Annotated in this window: 10 protein-coding genes and 2 pseudogenes; all 12 read left to right on the forward strand. The window is 59.7% G+C overall.

The window, feature by feature from the left end:
* Window positions 1-23 precede the first annotated feature (23 nt).
* Window positions 24-1,271, forward strand: coding sequence for a glycosyltransferase family 4 protein (locus ABD134_RS12950; protein WP_344230059.1), 1,248 nt, complete (start codon window positions 24-26; stop codon window positions 1,269-1,271).
* Window positions 1,272-1,283: 12 nt separating this feature from the next.
* Window positions 1,284-2,396, forward strand: coding sequence for a glycosyltransferase family 4 protein (locus ABD134_RS12955; RefSeq protein WP_344230061.1), 1,113 nt, complete (start codon window positions 1,284-1,286; stop codon window positions 2,394-2,396).
* 865 nt (window positions 2,397-3,261) lie between these two features.
* Complete coding sequence (locus ABD134_RS12960) at window positions 3,262-3,900, forward strand: glycosyltransferase (RefSeq protein ID WP_344230063.1); 639 nt, start codon at window positions 3,262-3,264, stop codon at window positions 3,898-3,900.
* Window positions 3,897-5,165, forward strand: a complete 1,269-nt coding sequence (locus tag ABD134_RS12965) for an O-antigen ligase family protein (protein WP_344230065.1) — start codon at window positions 3,897-3,899, stop codon at window positions 5,163-5,165. The genes ABD134_RS12960 and ABD134_RS12965 overlap by 4 nt, the downstream gene beginning before the upstream one ends.
* Complete coding sequence (locus tag ABD134_RS12970) at window positions 5,105-6,514, forward strand: oligosaccharide flippase family protein (RefSeq protein WP_344230067.1); 1,410 nt, start codon at window positions 5,105-5,107, stop codon at window positions 6,512-6,514. Before ABD134_RS12965 ends, ABD134_RS12970 begins: the two co-directional genes overlap by 61 nt.
* Window positions 6,515-6,822: 308 nt before the next feature.
* Window positions 6,823-8,184 (forward strand): tyrosine-protein kinase domain-containing protein, encoded by a 1,362-nt coding sequence (locus ABD134_RS12975; protein ID WP_344230069.1) that lies wholly within the window; start codon window positions 6,823-6,825, stop codon window positions 8,182-8,184.
* 399 nt (window positions 8,185-8,583) lie between these two features.
* Window positions 8,584-9,270, forward strand: a pseudogene (locus ABD134_RS12980) (DegT/DnrJ/EryC1/StrS family aminotransferase).
* Window positions 9,246-10,204: pseudogene (locus ABD134_RS12985) on the forward strand (IS481 family transposase); the annotation flags it as partial. The pseudogenes ABD134_RS12980 and ABD134_RS12985, both read left to right, overlap by 25 nt.
* A gap of 114 nt (window positions 10,205-10,318) precedes the next feature.
* A complete protein-coding gene (gene rfbB / locus ABD134_RS12990) occupies window positions 10,319-11,317 on the forward strand; it encodes a dTDP-glucose 4,6-dehydratase (protein ID WP_344230904.1) in 999 nt (332 codons plus the stop codon).
* Window positions 11,317-12,777, forward strand: coding sequence for a sugar nucleotide-binding protein (locus ABD134_RS12995; RefSeq protein WP_344230071.1), 1,461 nt, complete (start codon window positions 11,317-11,319; stop codon window positions 12,775-12,777). The genes rfbB and ABD134_RS12995 overlap by 1 nt, the downstream gene beginning before the upstream one ends.
* A gap of 77 nt (window positions 12,778-12,854) precedes the next feature.
* On the forward strand, window positions 12,855-14,984 hold the full coding sequence (gene glgX, locus ABD134_RS13000) for a glycogen debranching protein GlgX (RefSeq protein ID WP_344230073.1): 2,130 nt from the start codon (window positions 12,855-12,857) through the stop codon (window positions 14,982-14,984).
* Complete coding sequence (locus tag ABD134_RS13005; RefSeq protein ID WP_344230075.1) at window positions 14,981-15,661, forward strand: hypothetical protein; 681 nt, start codon at window positions 14,981-14,983, stop codon at window positions 15,659-15,661. Before glgX ends, ABD134_RS13005 begins: the two co-directional genes overlap by 4 nt.
* Window positions 15,662-15,666 lie beyond the last annotated feature (5 nt).

Below are 15,666 nucleotides of genomic sequence, written 5' to 3' on the forward strand. Positions count from 1 at the left end.
GCGCTGTACTAGGGAAAGTTTCAATGAAGCATGCTTGGATAATCAACCACTACACTCCTTTCGCGGAGAAGGACGGCTGGGTCGGCCTTCATCTGGAGATGGCCGATGACATGGCCGGTGGAGAGTGGCAAGTCACGGTCCTTGCCGCGAGCACCTCGCACCCGGACGGCAGACAGCATTTGCGGCAAGGAGAACGTCGCCGTCTGGTCCGATGGAGGAATACCGAGTCTTTGTGGATCAGAAGTGCCGAGTACTCAGGCAATGGACTGTCTCGGATCAGAAACATGGCGACTTTCGGTGCGACACTGATGCTGCCGGCGACGACCAGAGTGCTCCCGAACCCCGACGTTGTCATAGGTAGGGTCGTCAATCCTGTTGCAGCGTGGGCTAGTGCGCGAATCGCCAAGAAGTTCGCAGTACCGTTCGTCCTTGAGATCAGCGATATCTGGCCGGATACCTTGGTGCAACTCGGGAAACTCTCAGCGCACAGCCTCCCCGCACGAGGCCTTGGAGCACTAGAGAAGTGGCTGATCTCCAGAGCCGATGCGGTGATGTCCCCAATGCCCGCCATCGACGACTACTTGGCGACCAAGGGATTTGGCGACGTTCCGTTTTATTGGGTCCCCAATGGAGTCAATGGCAACCAGCGACTGCCCTTGAATGATGAGACGGTTAGGGTTGATGTGCGACATGAACGACCGTTTCGATTCATGTACCTGGGTTCGCTGGGGCATGCCAATGCAGTGGATACGATTCTGGAAGCGTTCCAGCAGTTCACTAGCTCTCATCCCGAAAGACGAGTTGCACTGGAGATCGTCGGTGGCGGACCGTTGAAGAGCGACCTCAAGGAGACGGCAAAGCAATTAGGAATCGATCACCTCGTTGAGTGGACGGACCGGATTCCTCGCGAGGATGTCCTGGACCGTCTCTCGGGAGCCGATGCCCTGGTGGCGAACATGCGTGATCTTGAACTGTATCGATATGGGATCGCACTTAACAAGCTCTTCGATTACCTACTGTCGGCTCGCCCTATAGTGTTCGCTTCCAACGCTGTCAACAACATCGTGGATGACGCCAAAGCCGGCATCACAGTTCCGGCCGATTCAAGTCTTGAACTGGCGCTTGCTATGGCCGACATGATGGACGCCGACGCCGAGCAGCGGAATGCTTGGGGACGTGCCGGGCGCCAGCATGTACTGGAGAACTATACGTACAGTGACTCGGCAACACGCTTGAAAAAAATGCTTTACAGGGTCTCAGGAGATTCATAGGAGTAATTTGTTATGAGCACCACGGAAGTCACCAGCGTTCTCCACCTATCTTCTGCTCATCCTTGGACGGACAACCGTATTCACATGCGGGAGGCAGCCAGCCTCTCCCAGGCTGGTTACGATGTGGGTCTGTATGCGGTCGACAATGAACTTCATGTTGGAGGTACCGGAGTCACGGTGACGAGAGTCCCTGCAGCACCTAGATGGCGGCGCGTCACCCTGGAATCGATTCGGGCTGTGCGTTTCGCCGTCAGTTCCAAGGCGTCGATCGTCCATATCCACGATCCGGAACTAGTGTGGGCGATTCCTCTGCTGCAGATCCGTGGAAAGCGTGTCATTTACGACGCCCATGAGGACCTGCCTTCCCAAGTCATGCATAAGCCATATATTCCTGAGACTTGGCGAGCTCCTGTCGCATTTGTCGCCGACCGACTGTTGCGCATCGCCAACTTAAGCGACCACGTCATCGCCGCAACCGAAGTCGTCGCCAAGCGATTCGATGCAAACAAGACCACGGTGGTGCGGAACTATCCACTGATCGATACTTCGGAACAGTGGTCGGACCCTCAGCAAAGGGGCCTTTCGGTGGTCTACGTCGGCGGTCTCTCGGAGGCACGGGGCACGAGGGTGTTGATAGAAGCGCTCGATTCGGCGCAGATGCCCACTGGATGGAGCTTAAAGCTCGCCGGTTGGGGTGCCTCAGGATTCGTCCAGTCGTTGTCCACGCTTCCAGGCTGGGACCGCGTCGAATTTTATGGGACCGTAGCTCCACCAGCAGCACGAGAGCTCGTCGGTTCGAGTCGGGTTGGTTTGGTTGTGCTGGGCGATACCCCAAACCATCGAGATGCATTGCCGACCAAGATGTTCGAGTACATGGCCTCAGGGGTTCCAGTAATCGCCTCAGACTTTCCGCTGTGGCGACAGATTCTAGAGGAACATGACTGCGGACTCGTTGTGGATCCCGACTCTCCCGAGGACATTGCGGCGGCCATCGCATTGTATGCAGGAGATCCTGGACTCTTAATGCGACACAGCGTAAATGGTTTCAACGCCGTTCGAAACTCGCTCAACTGGACCAGTGAGGCCGAAGGACTCGTTCGAGCGTATCGCGCCGTATCGCGTTAGGCAGTCGTCCGTGAATGGGATCGCCTGATCGGGCTGCAGTTTCGTCTAGCGCATAGAACTGCTATCAGAAACCCCGGAAAACAATGGATCTAAACCTCTCGGCCTCCGGAATCAGGCCCAAGGGGACGAATCAGGATGCTATTGATTGTCCACTATGCTCTGGTGTGGCGCTGCTTCTGCAAGCCGCATAAGACTAAGAATCAGGCAGACCTGGTCAAAACGCGAACTGGAAGGAACCAGTACATTGCTGAAAGTTCGAGACCGCTCCGGGATGCGACCCAATAGGCGAAGCGCTACAACCAGGAAAGTACTGCCTGGGGCCCGATTTCTCAAGATTCAGGTCGGGGGGACTCTTGCTCGAAGTAGCCGGAATAGGCGTGAGCTGGAAGTGGTCCGGGACTTGGGACTGAACCCGTTGGTCATGGTTAAGGGCGACGAATCTAGTAGCTTTGTGGTTGAAGGTTGGGAGTGTCTCCCCACGACCACACGCCCGTTGGGCGATGCTAAATCAATAGTCGGCCTCAATCGGTGGGTGAGTTTGTTGACGTGGGCAAGGCGTGCTCGTCAACTTAAACCTGCCGTAATCAGCGGGCACGACCTCATCGGTACGACAATTGCTTGGTTGTCGACCCTGGGGACCCCGAGGGATCGGCGTCCTCACCTCATTTACGACTCCCACGAGTTCGAGATGGGACGGCACACTAGTAGTCGCAGGGGCCGGGTAGCGCTCACTCTCATTCGTCTACTTGAACGCTTCCTGATTAGCCGTTGCACATTCAGCATGATGGTAAATGAGTCTATTGCGGACCGCGTACAGGCGATTCATCACTTAGAGGACCGACAACGGCCCGTGGTGGTGCGCAGCATGCCTGCAGAGTGGTTCCACCCAGCTGATTCGAAAGAGCGGCGTAGGGCAGCGCTTCTTGGTCAGCTTGGACTGGAACTCGACACGTTTCTGATGATGTACCACGGAGTTGTCGTACGCAATAGAGGAATCGAGACAGCGATCCGCGCCCTGGTGGGGAGGGACGCTGCAGCGCTTGTTGTCGTTGGAGACGGTGATCTCGGTTATCTGCAGCAACTACATGAACTCGCATCTGAGCTAGGTATCCGGGAAAGAGTCCTGTTTAGACCGGCTGTAGCATTCGATGTGCTAGGTGAGTATGTGGGAGCGGCGGATGTGGGGTTGGTGACGATACCCGCAGCCACAGAGAGCTACTACCTAATGTTGCCCAACAAACTATTCGAAAACATCCAGGCCGGTACGCCAGTTGTGGCGAGTGACTTTCCTGAGGTTCGGGCGATAGTGAGCGAATTCGACATAGGGTTGCTCGTAGACCCGTTGGACCTTGATCAGATCAACGAAGCGCTCGACAAGTTGCAAAGCGATGCCACTCTCCGGCGGAGAATGAGCTTGAACGCCAACCGTGCCAAGTCAGTTCTCTGCTGGGAACGGGAGCGCGAGTCACTCGCGAAGGCGTATGCAGAACTATTCAGCCGATGAAGCTTATCTATAACTCAAAAAAGCCCATGGACGCGCACGAATCTGGCCAGAGGGGCGAGCTGGCACTCATTGTAGTGGGAGTACTTCTAACCCTGAGGACTGCCCTTCTCGTCTTGGTTCCAAGTGCTCTGGGGTTTATAGGAATCCCCAGCGAGCTGAGCAATCTCATCGTGAATTTCGGGACTCTGGCAGTCGGCTGTGCTGCGATTCCTTGGATTCTGAGCCGAGCGCCTCGACCTGCTTGGGTGGTTGTTTGGTTTCTGGCAGTAGCCCTGGTCATTAGCATGCTCTTCTATGGTGGGGGAGTGGCACTTCTCGGGGCCTTCGGTGTGGATCTGGCGTTGGGCTTGATTTGGTTGCTCGTCATGTCTTCAATCAGTGATTTTAGGAGTTTTAGAAGGCTTCTATACTGGGGCGGTTACGTGATTCTGGTTGCGACAGCTCTCCAGCTCGTGCGGACATCTGCCGCGGAAGATGAAGTCGGATATTCGCAGTTCTTGGCGTACGTCGCACTCCCGGCGGCACTGATTTTCGCTGATGCAGCCTTCGAGCGCCACGCTTTCTTCAATGCTGCTCTGGCTACAGCAGCCGGCGTCATGGTGATGAGTACTGGCGCTAGAGGGCCTCTCGTGACAATCGTGCTGTTCGTAGCTATTCGGGGTGCCCTAAAAATGCGCTCATCCCCGCGCTTAGTTCTCCTATTTGTCGGTGGAGGCGCGGCACTACTAGTTGCATTGCAGTATGTGAGAGACTCACTGCTGTCGTGGCTGTTCGAAACGCTTGAGAACTTGGGCCTGAGCACCAGGGTTGTCACTCGGTTACTCGAAGGCACCCTTCTTGAAGATCGGGCAAGAGGTGCCCTTGCACAACACACTGTCGACCTGATTGTCGAGCATCCAGTCGTCGGCCTGGGCTTGGGGAACGAGCGAAGGCATGTGGCGGTGTTGATGGGAGATTCTGGTCCATCCCAGTGGACGGGTTGGTATCCGCATAACGTTTTTCTCGAAGTACTCTCGCAATTCGGCGTGATCGTCGGTTCATTGATTCTCATTTGGGTGGCAGTGAAGATTCTTCGAGCCGTGGTGGCGACCGATGACATGGATCGGAGTCTTACTGCACTCATTTTCGTTGGGATGGGTCTGGTGCCGCTGCTGTTCTCGGCGAGTTACTTGAGCTGGCCTCAATTCTTCGCGCTCATTGGAGTATGCCTCGCTGCGCAACGATTGCATACGTCACCATCCGCATTAGTGCGGGAGGCCAAGTGAAAAAAAAGGGGAGATTGAAAACCCGGCTCAGAGTGAAACTGAGTTCAACTTTCGTCCGGGGCGTGGGTGTACTTTCGTCAGGGGCAATGCTTGGTCATGCAATTAGCCTGGTGACTCTCCCGATCATTAGCCGTCTGTATGAGCCGGTCGCGTTCGGCGAACTTGCGCTGATCGTATCGATTGCGTCTGTTCTCACTTCCGTTGCCTTGCTTGGGCTGCCACACGCGGTTGTCAGAGCCGACACGGACGAGAGTGCTGTTAGGACTATGATTGTTGGTGCCATTCTGGGAATAGGGCTTGTCTTCGTGGCGCTGTTGATTGCTGTAGTCCTGATGTTATTGGGGGTCGAGCTGAGGACCACACTTCATGGTGCCCTTTTTTGTGGTCTTGTGGGACTGATGTCGATTCTAACGTCCATGTCCAGCTATCTTCGATATTATGCCAATCGCAGGGAAGCCAATAGCGTTCTTTTCACGAATTCGATTATTGGGTCACTGGCCACTCTCTTGATTACGGTTCCACTTGGATTCGCAGGAATGGGTACGATCGGCCTGGTTGCAGGCTCCGTGGGTTCTCTTCTGGTCGCGAATGCACAAATGTACCTCCGTCTAAAGATTCGTTTCCCAAAGATCACGGGTGTTGAGTTTCAAAACACGCTTAAATCTAATCGAGCTTTCATGCTATATCAGTACCCTGCGAACCTGTTGGAGACAATTTCCACTCAAACGCCGCGGCAAGCAATATCTGCGTTCTTCGGAACGGTTTCACTCGGTTGGTACTCCATGACGGAGAGGGTTTTGGCCATCCCGATGCGTCTTGTAGGTGCCCCTATTTCTACGTTGTATTTCCGCGAAGCGAGCAGTCGTACCAGACAAGGTAGGGCTATCGGGGCGTTTACGAATCAGCTCGTGGTGGTGCTGTTAGCCGGTTCGCTAGCTCCGGTGATAGTTCTGCTGGTCTGGGGGGAGCAGATTTTCAGATGGGCTTTGGGTGCAGAATGGGCGCCGGCTGGTGTGCTGGCATCAATAGTCGTAGTTCAGTATGTTTTCCTTTTAGCAAGAACGTCTGTTGGAACGGCAAGAATTGTCGTAGATCGTCAGGGGGTCAACTTGATTATGAGTGCGACTCGTGCGTTGATTGAGATTGGCGCACTCGTGGTCGGCGCTATTTTGACGGGCGGCATATTCGGAGCCATAGCTTGGTTTGCCATCGGTTCAACGGCCTTTCTAATACTCGATATGACGACGACAATGCGCTTGCTGGGCGCGGATCATTGGCGTTTCGTGTTGGTTTCGGTTAGTTACTGTGTCATTGTCTGCCTTGTGTGGCTCATGACTATCTATAACTAGATCCGGGGCTCATCTCGTCAAGGTAGGTTAAGAGTTTCGAATCCGCCGTCGTTTATAGAGGAAGGTCAGGACCGTGGGAGAGTCAGGGCGCCAAGATGGATGAGATACTCGGTGCGGCGTGTGTTGGTTTCGTCCCGTGGATGTCCAAAGTCAGCGTTTATCTGGGAAGTCGCCTTCGTTCAGAAGTTGACCGGCCGCTCGAGATGGGTCGAATGTCGGATCTCGTGGGTGGATGTGGCAAGACAATCATCGTCAACGAACCGGGGGGCTCAAATATTCGGCGCCCCGCCTCCACTTAGGACTTATCGATGGCATTTCAGCAGTACTTGGGTATCGTTCTGCGATTTTGGCGAGGTACGTTGGCGGTTGTTGTCGTCTGCGTCGCAGGGGCCGCCGTATTCAGCAATCTTCAGTCGCCTGTCTACTCGGCCTCTGCGTCAGTATTTTTGACCGTGAAGAGTGAAGGTGGACCAGGTGAACTTTCGCCCGGGGCCTTCTATACACAGAGCCAGTTGGCTTCATATTTGGATGTCGCGACGTCAACGCCTGTTCTAGAATCAATTATCGAGGAACTCGGCATGGACGCGACACCGGAAGCGTTGGCTACCCAGCTGAGCGTCTGGTCTCCTGAAGAAACGTCCATTATCCACATATCAGCACGGAGTGAGACTGCGAGTGGCGCAGCCGTACTAGCTAACGCCGCCACAGAGAGCGTGCTGACGGCGGTCAATGAACTCTCCCCCACGGGAGCAGACGGGCAACGTCTAGCCGGCGCGAACATGATTGACAGTGCAGTCGCCCCCAGTTCGCCCTCAGAGCCCAATCTAAGGGTCAATGTCGCCCTTGGGGCGGCATTGGGAATACTGCTCGGTGTAGGGCAAATAGCTGTTCGCAGCGATCTCGACACGAGAGTGCGAGATAAAAAGGATATCGAGTTACTGACCGGCGCTCCAATTCTAGGCGAAGTCAAGTGGAACCACGTGGAGGCACGGCAGAATGCTGAGCGCCAAGTTTCGTCAGGAGTAAACGCAGAGGCCTTCCGCAGGCTCCGAACCAACCTTTCGTTCGTGGGTTCAAAGAATGATGGCCGGGCAATCGTATTTACATCGGCAGGACCAGGGGAGGGGAAGACTGAAATCGTCTCCGCCCTTGCGCTTGTCCTGGCTCAAGCGGGAGAGTCAGTGTTGCTCATTGATGCAGACCTCCGCCACTCGAATGTTGCGTCACGGATGGGCATCGACGCTGGAAGAGGACTAGCAGATCTACTCGCGGACGCTGCTGTGCCACAAGATGTGCTTCATATTGACTCAAGCGGTTTTCTTTCTGTATTGCTGGCCGGCACTATGCCACCTAACCCATCTGAGCTGCTTGGCTCGAAATCCATGTCGAGTTTCTTGAGCATCGCCGAACGCCAATACGACTACGTTCTGATTGATTCACCGCCCCTACTCCCCGTTACCGACGCAGTTGTCTTGTCTGCCCATACGAGATCTGCCGTCTTAGTCTCGCAAATTGGGAACGTGCGGGGCAGCCAATTACGGGAGGCGGTGACAATCCTTGAAGCGAGCAGGGCCGATTTATTGGGCGTGGTGATTAATGAGGTGGAGCCGTCCGGAGAGAAAGTCAATTGGCACGCAGCTACTTCGATTTCCTTTGCAGTGCGCGACTGAGGACTTTGCGGGATTCCCATTTGCGTCTCTCAAGGGTGTCACCTCACCCGGGTGGCGGGGTCCTGGACTGATGGACGTTGTTTAGGACCGTCTGGCATAGAGCGCCAGACGGAGCCGAACCGTCAGATAGCCTTGATGGCATTGATTTGGGGAAAGCGTCATTTTCAGTTTCAGATCAAAGTCCTGGCTCTCTTCGTAGCATATAAATAATAGCCGGACTTTCGTGAGAAGTGTTGTCATTCTGTTAGGAAGGTAGGACATTCACTGGTGATTCAATGTACTCCCAAGGGGCACTCCGTAGTGGGCGTCGATATCAATATGGCCCTCGTTGATCTCGTCAAAGACGGTATCGAACTCCTCCCTGGCTAGGATCAACTTCAGTACAAACTTGCTGAGGCTGTGAACCGTGGGCACCTACGGGCGACGACTGAGTACTGTGACGAACTTCCTGACACCGGTGGTCCTGACGCAGGGCGTGCAGGCCTCGCTGTTAATTCTCGCACCTCGGCACTTCACCTCAGTCTGTTGGCTGCAGGGATCGGGCCGGGTGACGAAGACATCGTGGCCTTCACGTAAGCGGCGACAACCAACTCGGCCGCAGTTGTAGCGGATATAACGCGGGCCATTATGCCGGTATACCCTTACGGTCAGTCCGCCGATATGGCGGCATTCCCAGTGCTGGCTCAACAACATGGACTCGGAATACTCGAAGACGCGGCGAGGGCTCATGCATTGTCATGGAACGGGCAACCGGTTGGTACGTTCGTAGCATTCCCGGCGTTCAGCCTCTACCCCACGAAGAAGGTGACCTCCGGCGAGGGAGGCATGGCCTCCACTCAGGATAAGGGCGTCGCCTGGTCAGTGCGACTGCTCCGGAACCAGGGGATGTAACAGCGGCACCGGAACGAGGTCGCGGGGCTGAACAACCGCATGACGGACATCCACGCTGCCTTTGGCTGTGTCCAGGTGATCAAGATCCTCGACTGGACCGCCAAGCGGCAGGCGAACGAGGCCCCTGGCTTGATGGAGCTGTCTAGTTCAACCACCGCCAGGAGGCCTCTGTGTCCCACGTTAATGCCTGTCTGACCGTTCCGACTGCTCGTCGCACGGGTTCTCGAGGACCGACGCCCCGTATCCCCTGTCACGAGGGAACTGGGCGTCTCGCGTCAATGCGCCCACCGGTGGGTGTGCCGGTTCCGCGAAGCGGGCCCCTAGGGCCTGGCCGACCGAAGGGGTCGGCCCCGCCGGATGCCGAGCGGGACCAGCGCCGAGCGCGAGCAGGCCGTGCTCGCGGCCCGAACGCGGCACCGATTCGGACCAGCCAGGCTTGCCCGCGCGACGGAAGTCCTTGCTCGGACAGTCTCTCGAATCCTCGCCCGGCACCGATGCCGCCGCTGTCGTGGCTGGATCCGGTCACTGGGTCTGCCGTCCGTACCACCAGGTCCATAGTCCACCGGTACGAGCATTCCAGTCCTGGCGACCTCGTGCACCTTGATGTGAAGAAGCTCGGACGCATCCCCGACGGAGGCGGCTGGCGAGCGGTCGCGAAGCAGTTGCGCGTGAGCCATCGCACCGGACGATCTCGGGCCGGCTTCGACTACGTCCACGCAGCAGTCGACGATCACAACCGGATCGCCTACGCCGAGGTCCATCCCGACGAGAAGGGAGCGACCGCGGCCGGGTTCCTGACCCGGGCGGCCGACTACTTCGCCTCCTACGGCATCGCCCGGATCGAACGGGTCATCACCGACAATGCTTTCGGCTACCGTCATTCGGCCGCGTGCAAGGCAGCCGTGGCCGGCCTGAGAGCACGGCGCAAGTTCATCAAGCCGCACTGCCCCCGGCAGAACGGCAAGGTCGAGCGCTTCAACCGCACCCTCGCCATCGAACGGGCCTACCGGCACCCTTCACCAGTAGCCAGGCCCGCAGCGACGCACTGGCACCATGGCTGAGGCGCTACAGCACTGAACGCATCCACTCAAGACACGGCCTCGTCCCAGCAGCCCGAGTGTCACCAACGCCATGGCCGAGTACACCTAGTCCGTCCGGCTCGGTCGACGAATTGCTTGTCACGAGTGCTGATCGAGTACCCGGCACCGGGGACTCCAGGATTGCTCGCAACTACCTTGAGCGTGTGAGCACCTTCCTTGTCACCGGCGGAGCCGGCTTCATCGGGTCTAACTTCATCCGCTACGTCCTGGAGTCCACGGACCATCGCGTCATTGTGCTGGACAAGCTGACCTACGCCGGCAACCGCTCTTCCTTGGAGGGCCTGCCTGCCAACCGCATGACGTTCATGCAGGGAGACATCGCGGACCTCGGCCTCCTGGACGAGCTCATGCCCCAGGTGGATGCCGTGGTGAACTATGCGGCCGAGTCCCATAATGACAACTCGCTCAACGACCCACGGCCCTTCGTGGACACCAACATCCTGGGGACCTACGCGCTGATCGAGTCCGCCCGCCGCCATGACATCCGGTTCCACCACATCTCCACGGACGAGGTCTACGGGGACCTGGAGCTAGACGACCCCGATCGGTTCACGGAGACCACCCCGTACAACCCCTCCAGTCCCTACTCCTCCACGAAAGCCGGTTCAGATCTCCTGGTGCGGGCCTGGGTGCGCTCCTTCGGTCTGCGGGCCACCATCTCCAACTGCTCCAACAACTACGGCCCCTACCAGCACGTGGAGAAGTTCATCCCGCGGCAGATCACCAACGTGATCGACGGCGGGCGGCCCCGGCTCTACGGGGAGGGGCGCAACGTGCGGGACTGGATCCACGCCAATGACCACTCCTCGGCCGTGCTGAGCATCCTCGAGCGGGGCGCAGTGGGGGAGACCTACCTCATCGGCGCGGACGGGGAGCAGAACAACAAGGCCGTGATCGAGACCATCCTGGAGGTCATGGGCGAGCCGGCCGGGGCCTATGACCACGTGGTAGACCGCCCCGGGCATGACCTGCGCTATGCCATCGACTCCGCCAAACTGCGCACCGAGCTCGGCTGGCTTCCGCAGTACTCCGACTTCCGGGCGGGCCTGGAGGACACCGTGCAGTGGTACCGGGACCATGAACCTTGGTGGCGGCCCCAGAAGGCCGCCGCGGAGGCCAAGTACCAGTTGACAGGACAGTGATGGGCGCAGCTCAGACGGCGGGACAGGAACGCACGACGGCGGCGGTCGACTTCTCGAAGCAACTCGCCGCCCAGCCCACCACCATCCCCGGGCTCACCCTCTTCGACCTTCCCGTGCACGGCGACAACCGTGGCTGGTTCAAGGAGAACTGGCAGCGGCAGAAGATGACCGATCGCGGGCTGCCTGACTTCGGGCCGGTGCAGAACAACGTCTCCTACAACGTCAGCCGCGGCACCACGCGGGGCATCCACGCCGAGCCCTGGGACAAGCACATTTCCGTGGCCACCGGTTCGGTGTTCGGGGCGTGGGTGGACCTGCGCCAGGGCACCACCTTCGGCCGGGTGTTCACCGCCGTGATTGATCCCTCCACCGCAATCTTTGTTCCCCGCGGGGTCGGCAATGCCTTCCAGTCCCTCGAGGACAACACCGCCTACACCTACCTGGTTAACGACCACTGGTCCGCCGAGGCTCAAGCCGAATACACGTTTCTCAACCTCGCCGACTCCACAGCGGCCATTGATTGGCCCATCCCTCTGGAGCAGGCCGAGCTCTCGGACAAGGACCGTGCGCATCCGCCGCTGGCCGAGGTGGTGCCCATGGCCCCGGCGACCACGCTGGTGCTGGGGGCCACCGGCCAGCTGGGCCGGGAGCTGGCCCGCCTACTGGCCGACCGATCTTATGTGGAGTTCCTTGGACGCGACCGCTTCGACCTCGCCGATCCCGCCGCCGTCGGGCGCATCGACTGGCGCCGCGTGGAAACCGTGGTCAACGCCGCGGCCTACACGGCAGTGGATGAGGCCGAGACCGAAGACGGTGGTAGGGCCGCCTGGGCGGCCAACGCCGAAGGCGTGGCGCGGCTGGCGCAGGCCTGCGGGCAGCACCGTGTGACGCTCATTCATGTCTCCACGGATTACGTGTTCGACGGGACGAAGGACGGCGCCTACACCGAGTCCGACCCGCTGCGCCCGGCAAACGTCTACGGGGCCTCCAAGGCCGCCGGGGATCTGGCCGCCATGGTTGCGCCGCGGCACTACCTGCTGCGCACGTCTTGGGTGATCGGGGACGGTAGCAACTTCGTGCGCACCATGTGCTCGCTGGCCGAGCGGGGCATCGCCCCCTCCGTGGTCTCTGATCAATTCGGCAGGTTGACCTTCACCCGGGACCTGGCCGAGGCCATCGTCCACCTGCGCAACGGCGATGCTCCCTACGGGACCTACAACGTCACCAATGGTGGGGCCCCCGGGAGCTGGACAGAGGTCGCCCGTCACGTCTACGCGCACGCCGGCCGGCCGACGAGCGACGTGTCTGAAGTCACGACCGAGGAGTACTTCGCCGGCACGTCCGCGGCGCGGCGGCCGCTGAATTCGGTTCTGGACCTGGCCAAGCTCGAGGCCACCGGGTTCACGCCACGGGACCAGTGGACGGCGCTGGAGGAGTACCTCGCCGACTCCCGGCCCTGAACGTGAGGCAGTCGCACCAGACTGGACTCCCACCGCCATAGACTGTGCTCGGAGTCCATTTCCAACCGAGGAGTGACATGGTCGAGACCACTGTTGGCGTGCCCTATCCGCTGGGTGCCACCCCGGACGAGGACGGGACGAACTTCGCACTTTCCGCCGGTGAGGATGCCGAGAAAGTACAACTGTGCCTCGTGGATGCCGAGGGTGCCGAAACCTGCGTTGAGTTGACGGAGCGGTCGGGGAACACCTGGCATGTGCACGTGGCAGGAGTCGGCGATGGGCAGAAGTACGCCTACCGGGTCCACGGACCCTGGGACCCGGCGTCCGGGCTGCGGTACAACCCGGCCAAGATCCTCCTCGATCCCTACGCCAAGGCGATCACGGGCGACTTCAACTGGGGCCAGTACCAGTTCTCCTACGACTTCGAGGACCACGACGCGATCGACACCTCGGACTCGCTGGGTCACACCATGCTCGGTGTGGTGGTGGACGACGCCTTCGACTGGGGCCAGGACGAGCGGCCGGACATTCCCTTCAACGAGACCGTCATCTACGAGACCCACGTCAAGGGCATGACCAAGCTCCATCCAGAGGTCCCCGAGGAAGCGCGCGGAACGTATGCCGGCCTGGCCCATCCCGCTGTGGTGGAGCACCTCACGCGGCTGGGCGTCACCGCGGTGGAACTGATGCCGGTCCACCAGTTCACCAACGACTCCTCTTTGCAGGACAAGGGGCTCTCCAACTACTGGGGGTACAACACCCTGGGTTACTTCGCGCCGCAGAACACCTACTCCTGCGCCGGGGACACCGGCGGACAGGTGCGCGAGTTCAAGCAGATGGTCAAGGACCTGCATGCCGCCGGCCTTGAGGTCATCCTGGACGTGGTCTACAACCACACTGCCGAGGGCAACCACATGGGCCCCACGTTGTCTTTCCGCGGCATCGACAATGTGAACTACTACCACCTGGTGGAGGGCGACGAGCGCCACTACATGGACTACACCGGGACGGGAAACTCGCTGAACCTCTCCCATCCCATGGTGCTGCAGCTGGTTATGGATTCCCTGCGCTACTGGGTGCAGGAGATGCATGTGGACGGCTTCCGGTTCGACCTGGCCACCACGCTGACCCGTTCCGAGGGTGAGCAGGGGCCGGACATGATGGGCGGGTTCTTGGACGTGGTTCGCCAGGACCCTGTGCTGCGCACCGTAAAGCTCATCGCCGAGCCTTGGGACGTGGGCTGGGCCGGGTACCAGGTCGGCAACTTCCCGGGCCTGTGGAGCGAATGGAATGGCAAGTACCGGGATTCTGTCCGCGATTTCTGGCGTGGCGAACCCGGGACCCTGGCCGAGTTCGCCACTCGCATCACGGGATCCGCGGATCTCTACGAGGACGACGGACGCACTCCGCGAGCATCGGTGAACTTCGTGACGGCCCACGACGGCTTCACCTTGCGGGACCTGGTCTCGTACAACGAGAAGCACAACGAGGCCAACGGCGAAGACAACAACGACGGCGAAAGCCACAACCGCTCGTGGAACTGCGGCGTCGAAGGGGACACGGACGACGCTGAGGTCCTGCGGGTACGTGCCCAGCAGCAGCGCAATTACCTCGCCACGCTGATGATCAGCCAGGGCGTGCCCATGATCAGCCACGGTGACGAGTTGGGACGGACCCAGCAGGGCAACAACAACGTCTATGCCCAGGACAACGAGCTCTCCTGGATCCATTGGGACCAGGCGGACGAGAATCTGATCGAGTTCACCTCTCGGGTGGTGGCCCTGCGGCAAGACCATCCGGTGTTCCGGCGCCGGCGGTACTTCGATGGCCGACCCGCCGCACGGTCGGATGCGAAGGCTCTGCCGGACATCGTCTGGCTCGAGCCGGACGCCACAGCCAAGGACGAGTCCGACTGGGAGACGTACTATGCCCGGTCGATCGCGTTCTTCCTCAACGGCCACGATCTGGCCGAATCCGAGCGGGGTGCTGATGCCGACGGCAACGGGGGAGACCATGACTTCTACGTGTTGCTCAACGCGTACTGGGAGCCGGTGGAGTACACCCTGCCCGGTGAGCCGTTCCCGGCCGCCTGGGACCTGGTGGTGGACACCGCCGACGCCACCCCGGATGTTCAGGAGTTCCAGGCGGGGGACAAGGTGACCGTCCCCGGGCGGGGCATCGTCATCCTGAAGTCCGCGCAGCGGTGACACTGGACGAGCTCATGGACGGCCGGGCCGGTGATCGAAGGGAAGGCGACGCCCGCGGGTGCCGCCTGCGGAAGCAGACGGGCCGTCGTCGGGCTCGCCGGTGGATCCTGCGGGGAGTGGGACTGGTGGTGGTCGCATTCCTTGCGGTCGGCGTTGTTCTCGCGTGGCTGACCGTGAACCCGCGGGTGGATCCGGCACCGCAGGTGGACGCGTTGATCGTGCTCGCGACCCAGCCCGGCGCCCACGACGAGGCCCGGCGACTGGCCGAGGAGGGCGTGACCGACCGGCTGCTGGTCTCGACACCGCAGGATGCCCCGGCGAGCCTGTGTCACGAGTCCCCGGGCGGGGCCACCGTGGAATGCTTCGCGCCGGACCCGGTGACGACTCAGGGGGAGGCGATCAACGGGACCGAACTGGCGCGTGAGCACGGGGTCGAGAGCCTTGGGGTGCTGACCTTTGACCACCACATCGAGCGGTCCCGCCTGCTGATGGACCGGTGCTGGGACGGCGAGTTGCACATGTACGAGTTCCAACCCACCCGGAGTCGGCGAGGGTACGCGTACGACTTCGTGTACGCCATGGCCGCCTACGCGAAGACATTTATGACTCCAGGGTGCTCCTCCGAACCGCCCGAATGGATGCAGACCCCGATCGACAAGGTCAAACTGGGTCTCTGACTCCG

Origin of the sequence: Citricoccus alkalitolerans (genome assembly GCF_039528175.1) — a bacterium.
In the GTDB taxonomy this organism is placed as follows: Bacteria; Actinomycetota; Actinomycetes; order Actinomycetales; family Micrococcaceae; genus Citricoccus; species Citricoccus alkalitolerans.

Coding starts and splice junctions, on each gene's coding strand:
- ABD134_RS12950 (WP_344230059.1), top strand. CDS start 24: ATGAAGCATGCTTGGATAATCAACCACTACACTCCTTTCGCGGAGAAG.
- ABD134_RS12955 (WP_344230061.1), top strand. CDS start 1,284: ATGAGCACCACGGAAGTCACCAGCGTTCTCCACCTATCTTCTGCTCAT.
- ABD134_RS12960 (WP_344230063.1), top strand. CDS start 3,262: ATGCCTGCAGAGTGGTTCCACCCAGCTGATTCGAAAGAGCGGCGTAGG.
- ABD134_RS12965 (WP_344230065.1), top strand. CDS start 3,897: ATGAAGCTTATCTATAACTCAAAAAAGCCCATGGACGCGCACGAATCT.
- ABD134_RS12970 (WP_344230067.1), top strand. CDS start 5,105: ATGCCTCGCTGCGCAACGATTGCATACGTCACCATCCGCATTAGTGCG.
- ABD134_RS12975 (WP_344230069.1), top strand. CDS start 6,823: ATGGCATTTCAGCAGTACTTGGGTATCGTTCTGCGATTTTGGCGAGGT.
- ABD134_RS12995 (WP_344230071.1), top strand. CDS start 11,317: ATGGGCGCAGCTCAGACGGCGGGACAGGAACGCACGACGGCGGCGGTC.
- glgX (WP_344230073.1), top strand. CDS start 12,855: ATGGTCGAGACCACTGTTGGCGTGCCCTATCCGCTGGGTGCCACCCCG.